The organism is Shewanella sp. Actino-trap-3, from assembly GCF_002836275.1.
Taxonomy (GTDB): domain Bacteria; phylum Pseudomonadota; class Gammaproteobacteria; order Enterobacterales; family Shewanellaceae; genus Shewanella; species Shewanella psychromarinicola.
The window spans coordinates 531,307-549,193 of record NZ_PJCE01000001.1; the positions used below are offsets into that span (position 1 = coordinate 531,307).

At 40.5% G+C, this 17,887-nt stretch carries 18 protein-coding genes; 6 read left to right on the forward strand and 12 right to left on the reverse strand.

Translation table 11 applies throughout. The features are described 5' to 3' along the window. Positions 1-17: 17 nt before the first annotated feature. Positions 18-578 (reverse strand): lipocalin family protein, encoded by a 561-nt coding sequence (locus CXF80_RS02340; protein WP_101030865.1) that lies wholly within the window; start codon positions 576-578, stop codon positions 18-20. Between the two features lie 187 nt (positions 579-765). Here CXF80_RS02340 and CXF80_RS02345 point away from each other — a divergent pair, with 187 nt between their 5' ends. Continuing rightward, positions 766-1,719 (forward strand): chemotaxis protein CheV, encoded by a 954-nt coding sequence (locus CXF80_RS02345; protein ID WP_198554721.1) that lies wholly within the window; start codon positions 766-768, stop codon positions 1,717-1,719. 23 nt (positions 1,720-1,742) lie between these two features. Here the strand turns inward: CXF80_RS02345 and CXF80_RS02350 are convergent, their stop codons facing one another. Beyond that, positions 1,743-2,396, reverse strand: a complete 654-nt coding sequence (locus CXF80_RS02350) for a hypothetical protein (protein ID WP_101030867.1) — start codon at positions 2,394-2,396, stop codon at positions 1,743-1,745. A gap of 68 nt (positions 2,397-2,464) precedes the next feature. After that, positions 2,465-2,824, reverse strand: coding sequence for a DUF2750 domain-containing protein (locus CXF80_RS02355; RefSeq protein ID WP_101030869.1), 360 nt, complete (start codon positions 2,822-2,824; stop codon positions 2,465-2,467). A 513-nt stretch (positions 2,825-3,337) separates the two neighbouring features. Between CXF80_RS02355 and CXF80_RS02360 the strand changes: the two genes are divergently transcribed. The 3 genes from CXF80_RS02360 to CXF80_RS02370 all read left to right on the forward strand — a co-directional run bounded on the left by CXF80_RS02360 (position 3,338) and on the right by CXF80_RS02370 (position 5,470). After that, complete coding sequence (locus CXF80_RS02360; RefSeq protein ID WP_101030871.1) at positions 3,338-4,576, forward strand: lytic murein transglycosylase; 1,239 nt, start codon at positions 3,338-3,340, stop codon at positions 4,574-4,576. 84 nt (positions 4,577-4,660) lie between these two features. Beyond that, positions 4,661-5,143 (forward strand): FKBP-type peptidyl-prolyl cis-trans isomerase, encoded by a 483-nt coding sequence (locus CXF80_RS02365; RefSeq protein ID WP_101030873.1) that lies wholly within the window; start codon positions 4,661-4,663, stop codon positions 5,141-5,143. A 99-nt stretch (positions 5,144-5,242) separates the two neighbouring features. Then, positions 5,243-5,470 carry a DUF3389 domain-containing protein gene (locus CXF80_RS02370; protein WP_101030875.1) on the forward strand — a complete coding sequence of 76 codons (228 nt, stop codon included), beginning with the start codon at positions 5,243-5,245 and terminating at the stop codon, positions 5,468-5,470. A 148-nt stretch (positions 5,471-5,618) separates the two neighbouring features. Here the strand turns inward: CXF80_RS02370 and CXF80_RS02375 are convergent, their stop codons facing one another. Further along, positions 5,619-6,629 (reverse strand): glutathione S-transferase family protein, encoded by a 1,011-nt coding sequence (locus tag CXF80_RS02375; protein WP_101030877.1) that lies wholly within the window; start codon positions 6,627-6,629, stop codon positions 5,619-5,621. A 213-nt stretch (positions 6,630-6,842) separates the two neighbouring features. On the opposite strand from CXF80_RS02375, the gene CXF80_RS02380 reads away from it, so the two are divergent. After that, positions 6,843-7,511, forward strand: a complete 669-nt coding sequence (locus tag CXF80_RS02380; protein ID WP_101030879.1) for an alpha/beta hydrolase — start codon at positions 6,843-6,845, stop codon at positions 7,509-7,511. Positions 7,512-8,118: 607 nt separating this feature from the next. Continuing rightward, positions 8,119-10,029 carry a bifunctional metallophosphatase/5'-nucleotidase gene (locus CXF80_RS02385; RefSeq protein WP_101030882.1) on the forward strand — a complete coding sequence of 637 codons (1,911 nt, stop codon included), beginning with the start codon at positions 8,119-8,121 and terminating at the stop codon, positions 10,027-10,029. Between the two features lie 843 nt (positions 10,030-10,872). Here the strand turns inward: CXF80_RS02385 and CXF80_RS02390 are convergent. The 8 genes from CXF80_RS02390 to ppsR all read right to left on the reverse strand — a co-directional run bounded on the left by CXF80_RS02390 (position 10,873) and on the right by ppsR (position 17,833). Continuing rightward, positions 10,873-11,718, reverse strand: a complete 846-nt coding sequence (locus tag CXF80_RS02390) for a D-hexose-6-phosphate mutarotase (protein WP_101030884.1) — start codon at positions 11,716-11,718, stop codon at positions 10,873-10,875. A gap of 146 nt (positions 11,719-11,864) precedes the next feature. Further along, a complete protein-coding gene (locus CXF80_RS02395) occupies positions 11,865-12,479 on the reverse strand; it encodes a DUF938 domain-containing protein (protein ID WP_101030888.1) in 615 nt (204 codons plus the stop codon). Continuing rightward, complete coding sequence (locus tag CXF80_RS02400) at positions 12,479-13,141, reverse strand: response regulator transcription factor (RefSeq protein WP_101030890.1); 663 nt, start codon at positions 13,139-13,141, stop codon at positions 12,479-12,481. Before CXF80_RS02400 ends, CXF80_RS02395 begins: the two co-directional genes overlap by 1 nt. Before the next feature lie 180 nt (positions 13,142-13,321). Next, positions 13,322-13,759 (reverse strand): acyl-CoA thioesterase, encoded by a 438-nt coding sequence (locus CXF80_RS02405; RefSeq protein WP_101030892.1) that lies wholly within the window; start codon positions 13,757-13,759, stop codon positions 13,322-13,324. A 219-nt stretch (positions 13,760-13,978) separates the two neighbouring features. Next, the gene (locus CXF80_RS02410) at positions 13,979-14,518 is read right to left on the reverse strand and encodes a SixA phosphatase family protein (protein WP_101030894.1); all 540 of its coding nucleotides are present in this window, start codon (positions 14,516-14,518) and stop codon (positions 13,979-13,981) included. A gap of 4 nt (positions 14,519-14,522) precedes the next feature. Next, on the reverse strand, positions 14,523-15,239 hold the full coding sequence (locus CXF80_RS02415) for an SIMPL domain-containing protein (RefSeq protein WP_101030896.1): 717 nt from the start codon (positions 15,237-15,239) through the stop codon (positions 14,523-14,525). Positions 15,240-15,761: 522 nt separating this feature from the next. Next, positions 15,762-16,826: a 3-deoxy-7-phosphoheptulonate synthase gene (locus tag CXF80_RS02420; protein ID WP_101030898.1), complete on the reverse strand. Its 1,065-nt coding sequence runs from the start codon at positions 16,824-16,826 to the stop codon at positions 15,762-15,764. 194 nt (positions 16,827-17,020) lie between these two features. Next, complete coding sequence (ppsR, locus tag CXF80_RS02425; RefSeq protein ID WP_101030900.1) at positions 17,021-17,833, reverse strand: posphoenolpyruvate synthetase regulatory kinase/phosphorylase PpsR; 813 nt, start codon at positions 17,831-17,833, stop codon at positions 17,021-17,023. Positions 17,834-17,887: the final 54 nt, after the last annotated feature.

Below are 17,887 nucleotides of genomic sequence, written 5' to 3' on the forward strand. Positions count from 1 at the left end.
ATACGCTTCTATATGGGTTAACGATCATCTTTCTCTGGGGTATGATCAACCCAAATCAGATTATTGGGATCAATCGTTAAAGCGGATAACTTCATCATAAAGCGTTGTTTAATACTGGCATCAATGCTGGGTGTTCTTGATAAAATCCACGCATACTTGTCATTAGGGCCAATGACGAGGGCATCTGTGTAACGACCATTTTGGGCTTGAACGATGTCGTGGATTTGGTATGCACCATAGAATGGTCCGAAAAAAGAGACTTTTAGCAATCCTTGATTAGCGCCATTAATGAAATATGCTTTGCCTGTTGCCTGATCCCAGCGTTGCTTATCTTGTTTATATCCTCGATTAATAACCACAAGCTTGTCACCTTGCTGGTTATACTGCGCGGTCACGTTTGACATGTTGCGCTCAAATGAGTGATCAAGGCGGGCAATTTCATACCAAGTTCCTATGTATTGCTCAATTTCAAAAGGTTTGACGACATCAACTGGTTTGTCAATCAGTGTACATGCTGATAAACCCAGTAAAGAAATACTGATGCTAAAAGTGCGTATTGTTTTGGAAAATAATGTCATGTTGAAGCCTTAACTGAATGGTTAATACAATGGGAATTTATTGACCCAGAAAATAGAGTACGTATTGAGGTTGGTTATTGATCTTGTTTAATAAATTTTTCATTTTCGGTCACATAAATCTAGGTCTAACAACGATTATTGGTATTTTTAAGTATAATTATTATTAATATTTGAAGTTGTATATTAGGTGGAAGTCGTTCATGAAAAAGTGCTTGATACGGTTGATCAACGAACTAAGTTAGTGGGCGAAAATCGTTTAGAATTATTGTTATTTCGCATTAGTTCAAGTCAATTATTTGCTATTAATGTATTTAAAGTCAAAGAGGTAGTTAACTTACCTCCGTTAAATACAGTGCCTGGTAGCAATCCTAATATTTATGGTGTGGCTAACATCAGAGGGATCTCGATCCCGGTGATTAATTTACGTGAAGCGATTGGTTTTTCACCCATGCCGGTAACCGAAGATAGCAAATTGATTATTACTGAATATAACCGCAGTGTGCAGGGCTTTTTAGTGGGTAATGTCGAGAACATTATTAATATGACGTGGAGTGATATTATGCCGCCACCCAAAACCGCTGGCGGGGATAACTACTTAACGGCGATAACAAGAATTGAAGATCAAGGGCAAGTGCGTTTGGTGTCTATTATTGATGTTGAAAAAGTGTTGGCTGAGATCATCGATTACGATGTGAAATTAACCGATGGGGTGCTCGACGAAACGTTAGCGACGCAAATGCTTGGCCGTAAGGTATTAATCGTTGATGACTCATCTACTGCACGTAAGCAAGTAAGAGATACATTAAGTCAGCTAGGCCTTGAGATTGTTGAGGCGTCAGATGGACTTCAAGCGTTGCAATTACTGCAATCGTGGGCGGATGAAGGTCGTGATGTTGCAAATGAATTATTAATGATGATTACCGATGCAGAAATGCCTGAAATGGATGGTTATAAGTTGACCTTCGAAGTTCGTAATGATCCCAGAATGACATCGTTATTTATTACACTCAATACTTCTCTGAGTGGTAGTTTTAATCAAGCTATGGTGGAAAAAGTCGGCTGTAATGAATTTATCTCTAAATTTCAACCCGATTTATTAGTGCGCGTGGTCCAAGATCGTTTGCGTACTCTTATTGGCTAAATATTGGCTAGTCGCTAGGTCGTTTATTGGTCCATATCTTCGATTAACTCATCAAGAATAAGACGTTGATGTCCGGGGGTAACACCAATATTAAGCCGAGCGATTTTAACCGCATGACCAAATTGGGCTTTACCAAGCAGGGTAATGAGCTGCTGTAAAAAGCCACTGTCTAAAGACAAGGTTTGGCTATAGTGGCTAATGGCTTTGGTTAATGAGGTAAATACAATATCGTCAAACTCAAAACCGGTTTGATATTGACTACTATTACCGGCGATTTCCCCCTCGAGTAATACACCGTCAAGACTTAATGGCCAACCCCGAGCATTAATACGACCTTGGGCGATTTGATACATCATCCAAGCACTTTTCTTAAAGCCACCAAAAATCATACAATCAAATTCAGATTCTTTGAGTTCTTGCTCCGTCCAGTTAATGCCAATGGCTAAGTCTTTGCGATATAGGTGCATTAAATTATCTTTCACCGCATCACGACAATCCCAAATAGAGGTCAGCAGATTTTTCTTGGCTAACATATGGCATTCTTTGCAAGCGGGAATGGCTAGAGAGGGATGGGGAGTATGAGTCATTCTATAGTAATCAAAGGTATGGTTACTTGGCTCGTAGCAAAACCAACAAGTGTGGCGTTTGTCAAAAGGAACATCAATCAGAGTAGGCATGGGCACAGTATTATCAATAGGCTGTTCAATGACTCACAGCCTAGGTAGTAAGATTAAATTAACGTCGACTATTCTTGTTCAAAATCAACTAATTCTTTAGCCAGTACGATGGGGTCGATTTCTAGGCATTCTTGCTCTGCTTCCCAGTCAACACCAATTAATACGCCATCATCATTTAAGTCACTTACCCAGTATTCTAAAAATTCAGCCAGAGTGATGGTCACGGCATTGTAGTCAGCCCATTCATCAGTGCAGTGACTTTTTGCCGCAGTTTCACTTGACCAAAGTGGCATAACATCAGTTTCTTCAAATTCTGATGAGTCACATACAACCCAACCCTCACCAGTTTCATCTTGTAAGCCCCATAAGACTTGATGTTGTTTTACGCTTTCGATAAAGCCTGTTAATGCTGCTGTCTGTTCTGTCATGATAAATCGCTTAAATGAGTGAGAATTAAAATCATTATACGGACTCAATGAATAAGGAAAAGGCTTAATTAATGAAAATTTTATTATGTGAATTCTCGGTGGATATTTAGAGAGTAAATTCACTTCTTATCTGTTCACTTAACTGGGATGTTGCGCAACACTGGCCAATAGCATGACTGAAGGTATCGTTGCTGTAATTCTTATCTTCAGGCAACGTTATGTCACATCATACTCGTCTAAATAGCATACTGAAGCCTGTCTTTGGGGCGAGACTCAGGTATTTAAGTTGTTTAATATTTTAATTTATAATTGTGTCAACATGATACCGCGAACTTAAAAGCTTGAGTGGCACTGAGTGAACATATAATGATTGCTATTGTTATAACCTGTTTTTTTGTTTGTTAATTAAATTTTGTATAAATAAACAGGCTTTAATGATGACAGCTCTTGTTTCCTGATGGGCAATCAGTCACGATATTCATTATTCATTTTGTGCTAATTAAGTGTTGTTTCATGACGAAAAAAAGCCGGGTTCCTGTGTTTGTTGCTTCAATCATTTTATCTTGTACTGTGCTCAGTGCCTGTACGGCTTCGGCAACACCAAAGGTCAGTAATACGGTTGAGCCTGCTGATGACTTTGCTCAATGTGTGGTCAGATTACAGCAAAAAGCCAAGGATGCAGGAATTTCACAAGATATAATTGATACCACTGTGGCTCAGTTAACGTATGTGCCACGAGTGATTGAATTAGACAATCAACAACCAGAATTTACCACGACATTTGGTGATTATTTTGATAAGCGTGTGACCCCTTGGCGAGTTGAGCAAGGTCGAAAATTAATGGCTAAACATCAACCTTTATTAAACACGCTAACAAAAAAGTATGGGGTTCCAGGCCAATATATTATGGCCTTTTGGGGGCTTGAAACCAATTTTGGCAGTTACAAAGGCAGCATGTCAGTGCTCGACTCACTGGCAACCTTGGCGTGCGACCCTCGTAGAAGTGATTATTTTACCGGTGAGTTACTACAAGCGCTTAAGCTAAAACAGCAATATCATTTTGATGATAAGAAAATGGTCGGTTCATGGGCTGGTGCGATGGGGCACACTCAATTTATGCCGACCAACTACCGAAAATATGCGGTAGATGGCGATGGCGATGGGATTGCTGATCTGTGGAATAGTACCGATGATGCACTGACGTCAGCGGCAAACTTTTTACAACATCTAGGTTGGAAAGCCGATGAACGATGGGGGCGCGAAGTGTTGTTGCCTGATGATTATCCGTTTTCTTATTTAGGCGGCAAACATGTCTTACCACTCGTTAAATGGCATGAGCTTAATATTACGCAAGCGAATGGTCAGCCGTTATCTACACCAGACATGCAAGCGGCATTATATTTACCGGCAGGACATACAGGGCCAGCCTTCTTAGGTTATGACAACTTTAACGTGATTATGCGTTGGAATCGTTCTGAGTTTTATGCCATTGCGGTGGGCCATTTAGCCGACCGCATTAATGGCGCGTTACCATTAACACGCGCTGTGCCTAAACAAGCAAGATTAAGCCGAGACTCGGTAAAAAAATTACAGCAAAAGCTGAATGATGCTGGATTTGATGTCGGTGAGCCAGATGGTATTTTAGGCCGAAATTCAGTGTTAGGTTTGCAAGCCTTTCAACAGAAAAAAGGGCTTGTTGCTGATGGTTTCCCTGACGTACAAACATTTACCGCCTTGGGTATTAAACGATAGTGACGAGGTTATTGGCCACTTTTTTGTGGATGCATTAGCACGCTTTTGCTAAGCTTCGGCAAATTTTAGATTTAAGGAACGATAATGAGCATTAAAGACGATATGGTCGTGCAGTTTAATTACTCGCTACGTGATGAAAAAGGCGATGTGATTGAATCAAACGAAGGTCTTGAACCGATTTCATATTTGCATGGTCATGACAACATGATGCCAGGTATCGAAGATGCTATTAATGGTAAACAAATTGGCGAGAAGTTCACCATTACGCCTCCTGCTGCCGATACCTATGGTGAACGCCAAGCTGATGCTGAACAACGCGTATCGGTGAAACATCTTGTTGGTGCAAAAGTATGGAAACCTGGCATGGCTGCTGTTGTTAATACTGACGAGGGCAAACGTCAAGTGACCATCATCAAAGTGGGTAAATTTATGGCAACGGTAGATGTGAATCATCCTCTATCAGGACGTGAATTAACCTTCGACATTGAAATTGTCGGTGCTCGTGAAGCGTCAGATGAAGAAATTGCTCATGGCCATGCCCATGGTGCAGGTGGTCATCATCACTAATGAGTTTAATTTACTGTTAATGCTAAATTTAGGCGTAAATTAATTGGTGTATAAATCCCAAGTGAACACTTGGGATTTTTGTTTTTACAGTGAGTTATTATGGTTATTGATTTTTCTTTGGGTAAAATTATTGTTACTGTGCATGAAATTCAGTGCCGGTTTCATGATAGTCAATTGGTGCTCGCTGCATCAGTAGATGATATTAGTTGTTTCCATCAAGGGTTAGTGATTGTAGCCGATGCAGGGACGGTAAGGTGGAGTCTCAAACTCGATAATCCGTCGCAATTAGAGGCGTTACTTAATCACACCGGGATCCACGCGCAATAATTAATCAACATACGCCAATATCAAGCTTGCTGTTTGTATAGCTAACAAGGCGTATTGACGAGTCAATAGCACGTCAATACAAGGTAGAAAAGGCTCGAACCACTTTTTTATAAGCGTTTATTAGCCTATATGAGGTTAATTAGATTATTCAAGTTGTCAGATCCGCACGGTTATGTGGTCGTAAATAGTCAATATCTGGTCCAATAGGGACGATTTGAGTTGGATTAATATGTTGATGACTGAAGTAATAATGCTGTTTTATATGGGTCATATTGACCGTTGCGGCAATGCCGGGTTGTTGATATAAATCACGTAAGTAAGCAGAAATATTTGGCATGCTTTCAATGGTATTTCGGTTGGTTTTGAAATGACCGACATAAACGTTGTCAAACCGGATTAATGTGGTGAACAGGCGCCAATCAGCTTCGGTTATGTGCTCACCCAACAAATAGCGTGTTCCTGTTAAGCGTGTTTCAATGGTATCCAATGCCGAAAATAATGCACTGAACGCTTCTTCATAAGCCGCTTGTGAAGTCGCAAAACCGCTACGATACACCCCATTATTTATCTTATCGTAAATGAAGTTATTGAGTTCATCTATCTGCAGTTGCAATGCTTGGGGATAATAATCGAGGTCATTCCCCGTGAGATGATTGAAGGCACTGTTAAACATTCTGATGATTTCAGATGATTCATTACTGACAATGGTGTTGGTTTTTTTGTCCCATAGCACCGGCACCGTGACTCGACCATTATATTGAGGTTTGGCAAACTGATACAGCTGGTACAAAAAATCCTTTTGATGCACAGGATCCACTTGTGCCCCGGTAATATGTCGGCCAATGCGGGATCCATTTGCATTGGCAAATTCCCATCCATTTTCTCGCATATGGGGTTCAACGACAGTGACATCAATAAGCGCTTGTAATTGCTTTAACTGCCTAAAAATTAGGGTTCGATGTGCCCAAGGGCAGGCGAGTGATACGTACAGATGGTAGCGATTTGCTTCTGCCTTAAAGCCAGCATCTCCTGATGGGCCGGCTTGGCCATTAGCCGTCACCCAATGACGTAATTGAGCATTTTCTCGAACAAAATCACCGTTATTTTCTTCGGTAGCGTACCATTGGTCTACCCAATGGCCATTTTGTAATAAGCCCATTTTAGCTCACCTATTCAAGATATTTTCACTTATGATATAACAACTAAAATCGAATAAAAGATTAAAAAATTGGACTTTTTGTTCGATTAAATGCTGTGGATAGCATTGTAGCGGTATTATTTGTGATGATTAAGCGTGAATAATTCGATGTTAAAAATCAATTAACGTAAGATAGCCAGCAATATTGTTACTGTATTGAAAGGATTAATAAATATGCCTGCTCAGTTAGATAAAATCGTAGTTGAACCGCCATTACCCGCGACGTCTTGTGTTATTTGGTTACATGGATTAGGTGATTCTGGTGCCGGTTTTGCCCCCGTGGTGCCAGTGTTAGGTCTAAATAGTCAGCATAGTATTCGGTTTATTTTCCCCCATGCACCAGAACAAGCGGTGACGATTAATGGCGGTTTTGTGATGCGCTCATGGTACGACATTAAAAGCATGGACTTGCATGAACGCGCCGATATACAAGGCGTTATGGCGTCAGAGCAAGCTATCCGGCAGTTAATAGTTGATCAAATTAACAGTGGTATACCTGCCGATAAAATCGTCTTAGCCGGTTTTAGCCAAGGTGGGGTAATGAGTTTGTTTACCGGTCTGCGTTTTGAGCAAAAACTAGCGGGCATTATGGCGTTATCTTGCTACTTACCTGGCGGAGAGAAACTACCTGAGCAATTATCAGCGGCTAACCAAAACACGCCTATTTGGCATAACCACGGTGAGCAAGATGATGTAGTACCCTTATTTGCAGGCAAAATGGCTAATGATGCCTTAAATGCTGCGGGTTACAGCACTTCGTGGAAAACTTACCCAATGCCGCACAGCGTGCTGCCTAATCAACTGGCAGATATAGGTCAATGGTTGCAGCAAGTTTTACGTTAATGTGATCTTAAGCATTTATTTTAAGGTGTTTGTTGTTTTACTTAAAAGACAATCAACCGTTTCTTCTTTTTGAGTAATTATCTACACCAATTTAAAGGCTTAGTTGTTTAAATGCAGCTAAGCCTTTTTTTTTAACGGTTAAAATATCAGTCTGAACATGACACTGTTCTATTTTTGGAACTAAAAATGTTGTAACTAATTGTTAATATTGTATAAATTGTCACACTTCGTCATGAAAATGTCACATAACCTTGGCAATGTTTGCTACTATCATGTTGATGAAATTTAGAGTCTGTTGATCTTTCGAGATAAATTTAACGGTTGCTTGTGGTTAATTAAGATAAGCCCATGTTGATGCAGTGTCTTTACTCTGTCTTAACACGGTCTATTGCTGTCGCAGTAAACCACAAATACTGCCCGTTGGGTTCGGCTAAAAACGTTTTACTCTTTGTTGCAAGGTACTGGCTTAGAATGATTAAGCGTTACATCTTGAATCGCAATTAAAATTCTTTTATCACGAGTCAATATTTGACCTCGAAAGAAAAACACACTCTCATCAAGTATAAAATAATAAATTATTCAAATTATTAAAATTATGGGGTCTTAAATGAACAAAACAATGTTTAAAGGTTTGCTGGCAACCGCGGTTATTGTTGCATTAACAGGTTGTAACGATAGCAACGATGATGTCAGTACGTTTAATTTACGCATTGCGCATATCAACGATACTCACTCGAGCTTTGATCCATCATCATTAGATTTTACCGCTCAAGTTAATTCTGAAGATATGAGTATTCGCACTTCTGCTGGTGGCTATCCTCGTGTTGCAACGGCATTAAAAAATGCCAGAACTATGGCTGCCGATGCTAATAAGCCTTTTCTCGCTTTACACGGTGGTGACGCTTTCCAAGGTTCGCTCTATTTCAATGTGTTAAAAGGTGCAGGTAATGCCACTTTATTGCGTGAAATGGGTCTTGATGCGATGGCGATCGGTAACCACGAGTTTGATCTTGGTGATGGTCCCTTTATTGAGTTTGCTAATAAAGTAAACTTTCCAATCCTTGCCGCTAACTTAGATGCTAGCGCTGACTCTCAAATGTCTGGCGTGACTAATATTAAACCTTACATCATTAAAGAATACGGTGACGTCAAAGTTGGTGTGTTTGGCCTAGTGTTAGAAGACATGAAGTCCATTTCTTCTCCTGGTGATGATTTAGCTTTTAATGGTGAAGTCGAAACTGCTCAAGCGACTGTTGATGCACTACAAGAGATGGGTGTTGATAAGATTGTGATGGTAAGCCACATTGGCTTAGATAGAGACATTCGCATTGCTGAAAGCGTCAACGGTGTCGACGTTATAGTTGGTGGTCATTCTCATACTCTATTGGGTGACTTCACTAATATAGGAAATGGTCAGGGGTCTAACATCGCTGGCTATGCTGAGATGGTTACTAACCCAAATGGTACCACTAAAACGTGTATCGTGCAGGCGGGTGCTATTGCTCAAGCCATTGGTCAAGCAGATGTTACCTTTGAAGAGGGTGATGTTAAAACCTGTCAAGGTAATAACACTCTGTTAATCGATAATGACTTTATACACAAGTATGATGGCGAGAACCGTGAGCCATTGATTGAAGCTGACCAAAGTGCAGCCGAAGCCTTTGTTGGTGAGCAAAACAATATTGCTATCACCGAAGAAGATGCTTTACTGCGTCGCATTATTGATATCGACTACAAGCCGCTAATTGAAGAATTTGAAGGTAAAGTGATTGGTCAGGTATTTGATGCTAACGATCCTGTTGATACCGGTATGTTAGACCATGTCCGTCAGCCAGGTGTTAAGCGCAATGGCGCTTCATTACCGGTAACAGGTTCTGAAGCGGGTGCTCATGTTGCTGAATCTATGGTTTGGAAGTTAAATCAACAGGGTTATGGTGTTGATATGGCAATTACAAACACAGGGGGGGTGCGTAATGACATTAAAAGTGACGCTGATGGTAACTTAACTGCTGGTTATGTTATTGGTTCACTCCTCTATTTCAGTAATGAGTTGGCTATTGTTGAGTTGAAGGGCAGTGATGTGACTCAATTACTTGAAGATACCATTAATTATTCACTAACCACGTCTTCAGGTTCGTTTCCAACATTTGCAAATATTCAATTCACTTTCAATGGCAAAGCCGTTGTTGGGGAGCAAATTGAAGACTTAAAAGTGTGTCCTAACGGCGTAGTTGCAGGCAATTGTGCTGATATTGTCCCTGAGACGGCTTACAAGATTTCTACCAATGCTTACATTGCTGGTGGCAAAGACGGTTATGACATTTTTGACACCAAGAAGCTCTCACCTGTTATTAAGTCAGGCTTTATTGATAACGAATCTATGATTGAATATGTAGAAGCCTTAACGATGGCGGGTAAGAAGTTAGAAGAAATTCCAACGGGCTTAACTTTCATCGCGCCAACCAGTTTTGAAGCTAAGCTTGATAACCCAGTTGTTAAGGCACAAGATAATCAATAATATAAATTATGTACAAATTTGTATGTATTAATTAGACATTGATTTTTACATTGCATAAAAGGCAGCCTCGGCTGCCTTTTTTATTGGCGTATGTTTAGTTGACTTACGATTTAATTAAACGCTATCGTTGGCTATCGAAGCGATACCCATTACATCAAGTAGCTGTTCAATCAACGGGTGTCAACGTTTTTAGATAAGTTAAATTGTTGTTGCCATCGTTATTTTATAGCTTCACCATTTTTGCGCAATATAGAGAGCGTTAGAACCCGTCCTACGGGAGTTACTCAGAATTTTAGCTCTGTGTTACATTGTTTTGCAAGGGAATCACCATTATCACACCAATGCGCCTTAATCTGAAAAACCCAAGAGGTTCTGAATGATTAAAGAGTTAATGTCATTGGCATTGCTAAGGTTGAGCGGCTCATTTATATGATTAAGAGAAATTAATATGACAGGGAACTACAGATTATTGATGTTAATCACATTGATCGCGTTTGCATTGATGAGTTATTTCGTCGGCAGCCAAACGGGAGCGGTGACTTTTATTGTGGCTGGCGGATTGCTTGAAACCGCTTTTTGGTTTGGTCTTTTTCGAAAACCTAGAAACAGAAATCTTGGATAGATTGAGCAAAAACAGTAAGCTGAATCGCTATTGAATTGTCCTGCGCCAGGTGTTGTTTTTCTCTTATGTTATCAATAATAAAATTTGATACGTGATATTAAAAAAGCAGCCTTAGCTGCTTTTTTGTCGGTATTATTGATCCTGTGAGCCGGTAAATAATTTTGTGGCATGCTCGTAATATCGACTTATCTATCTTACTTGTCACAAACTTTTACGTGATGTTATTTCCAACCAATATGTGTCGTCATTGTGTGACTCTGTCCTGGGGCTAATAACACACAATCTTCTAGCACATTAGCTGCTTCTAAACACACCATGGTTAAGTAATCATCGGGATTAAAACGAGATAAACGCAACGACTTATCAATCCAGGGATTCCATAACACCGCCGATTGGCTGTTTTCACGGCTGACAACAATAGTACCATTTTGCGTGTGTAACTCCTGAGTATGAGCTAATTTGGTATACACTCTGTCGGTTTCTTGGTCAAATTGAACCACATCGTCATCTTGTTTAAACGGTCCTTCACCAAATTCAATGTATTGTGAGCCTTCAAAGCCACTTGCGGTAAGTTGGTGAATATTTTCAATGGGAAAATAGCTGTGCAATGCTTGAGTAAGCGTAACGTCATAATGTGCATTATTAGTATTGACCAAACTGACCGATAAGGTTTCGCTTAAGGTGAACAATACCTTTATTTGGCTATCGTGGGGCCAATACTGCTTATCTATTTCACCTGCTGGTAGGGTAAAAATCAAATCAACTAATTGATCGCGCATCTTAACGGATTCGAGCGACCAAATTTTATTACGTGCAAATCCATGTTGCGGAAATCCTAGGGTGTCGCTCATGCCAAACCATGGCCAGCAAATCGGGATCCCCCCCCTTATACCATTACCTGGTTGGTAATCGTCGGCGTTTGATACCCATAATAATGGCTCTTTACCCGCGGGAGTAAATTGATCGATTTGAGCCCCTTGTATAAAAATACGTGCTTGGCAAAGTGCAGTATCGACAGCGACGTAATCTAGACCATTGGGATGTCTTTTAGTGGTAACCAAACCCATAATGCGTGTCCTTGTGTATTGTTGCTCAGAGTCGATAGCTTACAAGGTTTTTTGTCAGTAAGTCACCAATCGTTTTGGATAATTGTGTTGATTACTTGACTACTTGACTACTTGACTACTTGACTACTTGACTAAGATGAAGCTGGTTACTTTATAAAATGTAACATGCGGTTATTAGCGGGCATAGCGATGTCTTCTTGAAGTGTTAACCCTTGTTGAAGCGCTAGTTGGCCGATCCATTCAATGTCGCGGATGCCACTGTGAGGATTATTTTGTTGCAGCAGTAAATTAAATTGTCGATTACTGTCACTGGTAAATTGGCCTTGGTAATTAAACGGACCATATATGACCAGTGAGCCTGAATGAGTCAATACACTGCCGATACCGCCAAAAAACGCTTCAACCATCGTTTGACTCATAATATGCAGGGTATTAGCACTGAATATCGCATCAAGGTGTGGTGTGAATTGTGGCCAAGGTTGTGTTACATCTAAAGTGATGGCGGGTTGTAAGTTTGGGGAGGCTTGCAAATTGAGCCGCGTTTGCAGAGTTGGAAGATACTGTTGTTGATCGCTTGGTTGCCAGCGAAGATGGGCAAGGTTTTTTGCAAAATAGACGCTGTGCTGGCCCGTGCCGCTGCCAATTTCGAGTATATGGTGCCTATTGGCAAACCATTTTGCCAATAGGGTTAAGATAGGCTGCTTATTATTGTCACAAGCTTGTGAAAAAGGCAGTTGTTGTAGCGATAATGATTGAGGCATTACAAGATATCAATTCTATCCATGGCTAATTGTTGCAATGCTATCACCGCTTGAGTGCGATTGCGAACACCCAGTTTACGAAATATCGCAGTCGCATGTGCTTTGATTGTGGCCTCTGACACCCCAAAATCATAGGCAATTTGTTTGTTGAGTAATCCTTCAGCAAACATCTGTAACACCCGATATTGTTGCGGAGTTAAATCAGACAATCGGTTGGCCATTTTGTCAGTCGGATCATCAGAAACGGGGATAATTTGAGTGCCTTTGGGTAACCAGATATCACCATATAACACTGCATTTAACGCTTCAGTCAATGACTCCATCGAAGCCGACTTAGGGATAAATCCACTACTGCCATAATGTACTGATCGGCTTATGGTATTGATGTCTTCATGGGCAGAGATCACCACCACGGGGATATCAGGATAATGCGTTCTAAGGTGGATAAGTGTTGAGTAACCGTGTGAACCCGGCATTTGTAGGTCAAGTAAGATTAAGTCAAATGGCTTCTCTTTTTCATCAAGAACCCTTTGTAATGCTTCGGCACTATCAGCCTCAAACCATTGCGTTTGTTCAAATGTATTACTCAATGCTAGCCTTAAGGCATTACGGAATAATGGATGGTCATCTGCAATGATGATGTTTAAATTTTCGAGCTTCATGGCATTTTTTATTCTATGTTGCACGCGAAGATAACTCAATGTAACAGAAAAGTAATCGAGTATTCTATTGCTTTATGTCACATTGTGGTTTTTTTTTTGAATAAAAACAGTACAAAGATAAATTTTAGTTGAGTGAATAAAATAAAAATGCAGCCATTAGGCTGCATTAGAAAGGGCATATTAATTGTGCGGCCACACTTGGGTTGGGTTTCTGTTTTCATCTACCGCAACAAAAGTAAACACTCCGCGTATCGCATGTTCACGATGATCCTTGTACATGTCTTCGACATAAATATTCACTTCAACTTTAAGTGATGTATTACCAACATGGATAACATTTGCAATCAGCTCAGCCAAGCTGCCAGCGGGTATCGCTTTTTTAAAATCGATACGATCAGAACTGACGGTAACTAAAGTTTTACGACAAAAACGGGTGGCGGCGATAAAAGCCGTTTCATCCATCCAAGCTAAAGCATCGCCACCAAATAAGGTGTTATGGTGATTGGTATTAGAGGGGAAAATAGCCTTTATAACGCGTGCTTCTGATTGAGCAATCCGTGCTGCAATATCATCAGGGAAATCGGTTTGGGTTTGTGCGGGGTTTTGAGTAAGGGACATACAACTACCTAATGTTATGCAGATTAACAAAGAATTAAGCGAAAAAAGCGGCGCATTATACTGTACTGCATTTAGCCATGTCGATGTCACTGTGCCAATTGAGCTTAATAGAGCCCGTTTATTAGCCCTTAAGTGACCTGGCCACCGCATGATTGGCACTGCAGGTGACATGGCTTAGTCTTTAGTCTTTAGTATTAGTATTGACCTTACATTTGCCCATTAATAACGCAGTAAAACACAGGAGACCATTTGTTTATTTTGATTGAGCGTCACAATATACAGACGATCAAACTCACTCGCATCATCGATAGGACGTTGTTTTTCTGCGCTGAGTCGTTCAACTAAATCTGTCGACGTATTACTGTGACCAACCACTAAAATATTTCCTTGTTGAGTTAATAGTTGTTGAGTGAATACGGCCATATCGCGAGGGTCATAAACACTCAGATTGAGTTGCTGATCTTGGCTGACGGCAGTCGCAGTTTCACGGGTACGATTATAGTCAGTGGTGAACACCTTAGTTAGCGGTGTACTGGATAACACCTTCGCTAAGCGTAACGCCCGTAATTGACCTTGTGCGGACAAACTCGGATCTTTACCATCCAGTTTTTCAGCATGTCTGACAATAAAAATAACTTGATGGTTTTTTGGGGGAGTGGCGGGATGAGTAAGTTCAACCGATGCGGGAGCATTCGCCATTAATGGAGCACTCATTAGGCTCATTAAACCGATTAGAAAAGAGGTGAATAATTGCTTCATGTTGTTAATCCGCTAAATAATATTCGATGGTTGATACTACGCGTACCAGTTTAATATAAGGCGTGTTTTTATCACGATTACTGATACTGAATTGCCCCTGAGTGGCTTTCTTAATTTTACCTAATCGACTTTGCGAGTCGGAAGCAAATTTTTTGGCGACTGAACGCGCATTGGTTGTCGACTCTTCAATCATTTTGGGTTTAACGTCATTTAATCGGCTAAAAATATATTCAACTTGGGCATCATAGTTATTTTGAGAAAAGACAATACCCATTTTACCCAGTTCAGTTAATTTGGGCATAACAGCGCGTACTTTTTCGATGTCGTTAGAATAGACCGTAATCGTTTGTGACCCCGTGTAGCGTAATTCTATCGGTTGATTTCCACCATATTGTTGCGCCAACTTATCGGTAATCGTGGGCGCGGTGAGCGTGACTTCTTTTGGGGCAACATTTAGCTCGGCTAAAAAGCTAACGACTTGGTTGCTTTGGGCTTCAAGCTGTTTGTAGAGTTCATCGAGATTATTATTGGCCGCAGTAAATTGAATAGGCCAAATGACGATGTCGGCAGGATATTCATTTTCTGCTAAGCCTTTTACCGTGACACTTCGATCGAGTAACTTATATTCAATAATAGCTTGTTTAAGTAATACGCCTAGTGTGCCGAGACCCAGCGCAATCAATATGCCAAAAATAGCAGCACTACGAGACGAACTTTGCATAACAACATCCTTATGGGGGAGTGTGTGGAATGATGACATTGGTTTTTTAGCTAACGCGATTATCTGTTAATAATTGTCCACGGTTATTAAACATCATTATTTACGTTAAAGATAAGCGTTATCGACAATATTAAGCCTCCAAATTAATGACAATCATAATCGAATATGTGCTGAATGTTGGTTTTATGGATTATTTTTAATCCTAGTGTTAGCAAATGCAACCTTCAGTCGGTCACTCAGTGGCGTGGTTTGAGTCAATTAATCCGTTACGCTCAAGCATACAATAGGAGGTTCAGCAATGCGTTGCGTACATTATCCTTGCGCCACTTGTCACTTGTCATTTATCCCTGTCTGAGGACGTTATTGATCGTAATAAATTGAATTAATTATATAAAAATGCCAACCATAAATGGTTGGCATTAGGAAACGACTATATAAAGTATTGATAATAGTATAGCCGTTATACAAAGAGGATCGTAATTGGCTTTTTATTGTGTTCGTCACTAGCCTGTGACGTGACCGCTATTTTGCCAGTAAGGCTTTACGTTCTTTCGACGCTTGGGCTAAATCGCGTAACAGCTTTTCAGAATCGGCCCAATGTAAACAGGCATCGGTAATACTTTGTCCGTAAACTAATGGTTGGCCTTTAACCACTTTTTGGTTGCCCTCAATCATAAAGCTTTCAGCCATGATACCGGCTATCGCAGTGCTTCCATTACGCAGTTGCGCCATGATGCTATCGGCAACCTTCAATTGGTTTTGATGTTGTTTCTCACTGTTACCGTGGCTAAAATCTACCACCATACGTTGAGTCACGCCCACTTGCTCTAATTGAGCGCGAGCTACTTCAATATCTTCTGCACTATAGTTAGGTGTTTTACCACCCCGTAAAATAATGTGGCCAAATGGATTGCCATGAGTACGGTAAACTGCCATCGCACCATCTTTATCCGGAGAATAAAAAATGTGTGGCGCTTGAGCAGCGCGCACCGCATCAACAGCGATATTAATGTTACCGTCAGTTCCATTTTTAAAGCCGACTGGGCATGATAGCGCTGAAGCCATTTCACGGTGAATTTGGCTTTCAGTGGTACGAGCCCCAATAGCACCCCAGGTAATAAGATCTGCAATGTATTGACCGTTAACCATGTCTAAAAACTCCGTAGCGATAGGGAGTTTTAATTCGGTAATCTGTTGCAGCAGTTCACGTGCGATGCGTAAGCCTTTATTTGGGCTAAAGCTGCCGTCTAAGTCTGGATCAGAAATTAAGCCTTTCCAGCCCACAATAGTTCGTGGTTTTTCAAAGTAGACTCGCATTACAATGCACAAATCATCTTTTAGCTCATGGTGTAACGCGGATAAGCGCTCTGCATATTCGAGTGCCGCTTTAGTGTCATGGATTGAGCAAGGGCCAATAATCACCAATAAGCGTTGATCTTCGCCTGCAATAATCGCTTCAACTTCTCGGCGCTGGGCAACAAGATAGTCAGCAGCATCTTGAGTCAAAGGGTATTCTGATGCCAGTTGCGCGGGTGAAATGACTTTGCTTAAAAGGGTAGTTCGTAGTTCATCTGTTTTAATTGTCATGCATATTACCGAGAAATCGTGAGATGCATCTGCATCATATTGCCCGAGATTATATACCCAAAGAAGTTCAACATGCGAGGCTTAGCCTCGGATTCTAGTGGCTAAAAAACAGATTGCCGTAAAAGACTCACCCGAATCAAGCTAGTGAACTCGGGTTTAAAAGCTTTTTTACAGTGCTTTTTATTGTTTATAAATTAGAACATGTGGCGATCTAAACCGGTTATATCGATAATTTTTGTGGCAATTTCTTCTACGGAATGATTGGTAGTATTCACAAAAGGAATACGCTCTTTTTTATACATCATCTCGACTTCTTTTACTTCAAGTCGGCACTGTCTTAATGATGAATATCGACTGTTTTCCATGCGGCTTTGACGAATTTCATGTAAACGATGTGGGTCTATTGTTAGGCCAAATAATTTTGATTTATTACGTTTCAATGCTTCAGGTAACTTGAGATCATCCATGTCATCTTCAGTAAATGGGTAGTTTGCAGCTTTAATACCAAACTGCATTGACAGATATAAGCTTGAGGGTGTTTTGCCGCAACGCGACACCCCTAATAAAATGATATCGGCTTTATCCATGTGTTTCATGGTCTGACCGTCATCATTTTCCATGGTATAGTTAATCGCATCGATACGGGTTTCATAACCGTGGTTACTTTTACCATGGGTTCGGTGTAATAAAGGCTTAGCTTGTATACCTAAGTGTTGTTCTAATGGCGCAACAAAGGTGTTCAAAAAGTCATAATCGACACATTCACTTGAAAATATAACATTGCGGATTTCAGGATTAATGATTGAGTGAAACACAAGTGGTCTAACGCCTGTTGTAATAAAACAATCATTTATTTGTTGCTTAACTTTTTGAGCTCGCACAACCGTTTCCACAAAAGGAATTGTAAGTGCTTCAAATTCTAAAGGAAACTGCGAAAGTACCGCATGTCCAAAAACCTCTGCTGTGATCGCGGTCCCATCTGAAATATAGAATACTTTTGGTGTCATTCTGACCTCTTGTAGTAATAAAATTACAAATAAAATTATAGATTTACGCTTGTT